The 3,578-nt window shown below is 49.9% G+C and carries 5 protein-coding genes; 2 read left to right on the forward strand and 3 right to left on the reverse strand.

Going from position 1 to position 3,578, the window contains the following annotated elements:
- Positions 1–415 precede the first annotated feature (415 nt).
- Entirely contained in the window at positions 416–1,060 is a 645-nt protein-coding gene (locus D6694_12110) for a hypothetical protein (protein RMH38616.1), read from the reverse strand.
- A complete protein-coding gene (locus tag D6694_12115; GenBank protein ID RMH38617.1) occupies positions 1,057–2,124 on the reverse strand; it encodes a DUF262 domain-containing protein in 1,068 nt (355 codons plus the stop codon). The genes D6694_12110 and D6694_12115 overlap by 4 nt, the downstream gene beginning before the upstream one ends.
- A 15-nt stretch (positions 2,125–2,139) precedes the next feature.
- On the opposite strand from D6694_12115, the gene D6694_12120 reads away from it, so the two are divergent.
- Positions 2,140–2,355, forward strand: coding sequence for a hypothetical protein (locus tag D6694_12120; GenBank protein ID RMH38618.1), 216 nt, complete (start codon positions 2,140–2,142; stop codon positions 2,353–2,355).
- A 212-nt stretch (positions 2,356–2,567) separates the two neighbouring features.
- Here D6694_12120 and D6694_12125 read toward each other — a convergent pair whose 3' ends face one another.
- A complete protein-coding gene (locus D6694_12125) occupies positions 2,568–2,786 on the reverse strand; it encodes a type II toxin-antitoxin system RelE/ParE family toxin (protein RMH38619.1) in 219 nt (72 codons plus the stop codon).
- Positions 2,787–2,915: 129 nt separating this feature from the next.
- Between D6694_12125 and D6694_12130 the strand changes: the two genes are divergently transcribed.
- A complete protein-coding gene (locus D6694_12130) occupies positions 2,916–3,314 on the forward strand; it encodes a hypothetical protein (GenBank protein ID RMH38620.1) in 399 nt (132 codons plus the stop codon).
- Positions 3,315–3,578 lie beyond the last annotated feature (264 nt).

A 3,578-nucleotide genomic window follows, 5' to 3' on the forward strand; every position in this document is an offset into this window, starting at 1 on the left:
GCCCTCACGCATCGCCTCCCCCAGCACGAGGTCTTCGAGCACGTCGGCCACGAGGGCACGCAGGAGGTCCTGCTGCTCCGAGAGGGTTTCGACCAGCGCAACTTTCAGCGCCTGCTCGCGCGCTTCTTTGGAAATGGGTGTTTCAGACATGACACGCACGCGTGGACGGAGTGTTTTTCCACAACGTGTGCGCCACAGAGGAGTTTCAGGCCCGAAGTAATGCAGGCTGGGCTATTACTACTTTTGGTTCGCAATATGGCCCTCGCTAATTCAAGTTTGGACGACCGGCAGCTAGTTATGGATTTCAGGCCCTGCAGTTAGTCTACCTAATGGCAAGCTACGGAGGCACCCGCTCAGGCAAGTGTAAACTGTCGCGCCCACGGTCGGCTGCATTGCGTTATTATACTGCTCTTCGCTATGTCAAAGCTCGCGCCGTGTCAAGAATGAAGTCCAGGTACACGATCAGCTTGTATCTCGAAGGGTCAGTTCTATCCGTCATGAGCAAAAACTCTCCTGGGTCTGGCTCCACAAGGGGGTTGACTCCGAAGTGTTTGCGTAAGACCTTGAGATATTCTGTTCGTGATTCAGGAGAATCATGCGCGATATGATTTCTTAATCGTTTCAGATCCCGCAGAGTCTCCATTCGCGGAGCATAAACCTCTTTGATAGGGAAACCATCCCGAAGGTAGAGCTCAGCTCTGGACAGAACACTATCGGGCCTTGCCCAATCAAGGAAGCGGCTTTCTCCTTTTACAAGTTCCTCTGCCTGCTGAAATGAACTAGGTGCGAGATATGAACGTACATGCTTTCTGCCGGAAGGTTTTTTTTCCAAACAGTAGAGTAAGAAGACGTCTCGAATGAAACTTTCAAAACTTCGGAATCCCCTAAAAAATAAAGCTTCTGTGAGTAAGTGTAGCTGCGTCTTGGTCAAGCTTCCCGACGCTGGCCGTCCAGGTCCTGGGACATACTTTGCCTGATTCTCAGCATCAGTCCTCTTTAGTCGAGCTATGTCTTGCTCGAGTTCACGGAAAGGAGCCGACAGCTTCCGCCGGATTCTCATTGTTCAACTGCCTGTTTTAATTGAGAAGACAAGTAGTTGACCCGTCCAACACGAGAAGTTGTATCCGTAGTCGCCCTTCGAGATAGGCTCACAAACTTCCTGAGTGCATTATCGATGGGTGCTTTCTCCCAATCTTTTCCTATCTCTTCCCACTTTGCACTGAGTTCGTCAAGCTTGATCCTTAGACGGCCTACTTGCGCAGGCTTTAAAGACACCCTAAGCTGCGGATCAGCACCTTTAACCCCGTGATTCAGATGTGCAATCGAAATGAACAAAGTGTAGAAAAGAACTTGCCTTGACCAGTTAGTGAGGGACATCTCTTCCCCCGGGTAGATCGCTCCGATCCAAGACATCGTATCATCAAAAACTCTAGAGGCCCTAGGCAAATCACCCTCTTCCTCCTCAAATCTCTTGTAATAATTTTCTATATTCTTATTAGTCTGTATGCCCCCGACTAAATTCATGAGCAGGTCGCCAGCTAGCTCGGCTTCTACCATCCTTGTTATCTGCGCTTTAGTAATCACTTTCGCATTCAATAAATAATCAACGTACTTGATACCTAACCTAAAAGCATACTGCTTAAAGTAGCCTACATATTCCGCATTAAGCTTTTCCTGTTTCTTCAAAATGACAGTATAGGTATTTATTCTTGCAAATATATCTAACAGATCTTTGTATTCAGGATCAAATAGAATATCTACGGCTAATTCGTATTTTAAAAAACTCTTCCTAAGTTCAGCAGGCAGACTTTCATAGGTATATCCTGCCAACTCCTCATTATGAGCCTTCGATATTTTGAAGTCGCCGTCGAAAAAACCAAAAATTGCTCGGAGTCTCTGTTGTCCATCAACAACTACCCTAACACTTCGGTTGCCCTGTAGCTCTTGAGCTACAATTAGCTTTGGCACAGGCTTCTGCCGTAGAATAGTATCGATGAGATATGATTTGGCTTTTTCAGTCCACACTGCGCGACGCTGAAAGTCAGGAGATAGATTAAGTAGCCCTGAGTCGCGCCACTCGATAAAGTCGGCGATTGAGTATGGACGGCTATCAAAATGTTTCAAGATTTGTTCTCCTAGATGCAAGTCACATTAAAGGATACAGCACAACGTACAAATCGACATAACCCGCGTATCAACGCAGACGCACCGATGGTCGGCGTTTTCGCATTGTGCAAAGGTCGGTTTCTCCGTAACTTGTTGAAATGCATTGCCAGCAGTGCGCCGGTTATCCAACAAGACGCTTTCTATCTTACCCCCTTCTTCCACAAATTACAACAAGAAATGCCCCGATAAAATCAACAACAAGCCTCTTTTTTGCAGGATCGTGCTGGATAGCATTTTCCAGCTGCATGCGCGCTATCCAACACCGACCCGCCGGCCAGGGAGACGGAGAGGCGGCACCGTCCCCCCCCTTCATCCTTCTCCGCTTCGCTCCCGAAACTTCTCGACCAGATCCTGGCGGCTGTGCAAACAGCCACGATCTCGATGCGATCCCGCATCAACTGTTACACGATTCGGTGTCGCGCCACGATTAATTCTCGCACCAGTTCGTGGTCAATCTCCGGTACTTTCCTTCCGGAACGCGGGTGTTCCTGAAGTACTGCTACCGCCTCATACAGTCGTTCCACGAGCGAGGCCGCATACGAGGGAGAAGTCCGGGCGTGGAAAGCCCCGATCGCCTCCAGGTCATCGAGCGCTTCGAGCGTCCAGACTACTTCAGCCATCGGCTCAGCCGTTGCCGGGCTTCTTCATGCGAGACGACGCGGCCTTCCTCGGCGTCTTTCATGCCGCGCTGAATCTTTTCCAGCACGTAGAGTTCGTAGATGATGTCTTCGAACGTGACGTCATCGGCCATGCTCTCCTCAGAGTCTCTTGCGATTGCGACCCAATTTGTACAGTTCGGCGGCTCGCTTGATATAATCGGAAGCTGCAGAGAGTTGGGACGGATCAGAGAAGCGGAAAATGCTGTAGCCAGCCTGATCAGGCTTCAACTTAGGGGCGGAGTGATGAGGAAACTCATCCGGGTTTCCACGGAGCGTGATGGCAATGTTGCGAGCACGGGCGTGTTGAACCTGAAACGTCACGAAGTTCGGGTCAAATACCCATCGTCTGCCCTTCTTCTTCAAGCTTGTGTTAGGAAAAAGGCTATAAGCGAGATTCACCAACTGAAGCGCAGACTGCTCCAGTTCAGGAATCTTCTTCAGTTCGTTTTGAAGAGTTGTGGGCATAGACTCAGATCGGCAAAGCTATGATTATAGGCCCCGTGCCCGAATAAGATATAGGTTAACAACAGCCCTGTTATCTTCAAAAAACGCCCCCCCTTCCCAGATATTATCCGGACTCTACCCACATAAAACCTCACCTAGTCCTCACCGTTCCCAAAACCTGCACCCATTCCATAGCTAAAAACCTTGCACCCCTCACTCCGGAAAGAGCGAGGCGTCGAGGCCGGGGATGATGCGGAGGGCGTTGCGGTAGTAGATGTGGCGGAGCACGTCGTCGGGGAGGTCGAGGCC

The organism is Gammaproteobacteria bacterium (genome assembly GCA_003696665.1).
GTDB lineage: Bacteria > Pseudomonadota > Gammaproteobacteria > Enterobacterales.

Excerpts from the sequence above, each read along its gene's own strand:
- D6694_12110 (RMH38616.1), bottom strand. The coding sequence starts at position 1,060 with ATGAGAATCCGGCGGAAGCTGTCGGCTCCTTTCCGTGAACTCGAGCAA.
- D6694_12120 (RMH38618.1), top strand. The coding sequence starts at position 2,140 with ATGCAAGTCACATTAAAGGATACAGCACAACGTACAAATCGACATAAC.
- D6694_12125 (RMH38619.1), bottom strand. The coding sequence starts at position 2,786 with ATGGCTGAAGTAGTCTGGACGCTCGAAGCGCTCGATGACCTGGAGGCG.
- D6694_12130 (RMH38620.1), top strand. The coding sequence starts at position 2,916 with ATGCTCTCCTCAGAGTCTCTTGCGATTGCGACCCAATTTGTACAGTTC.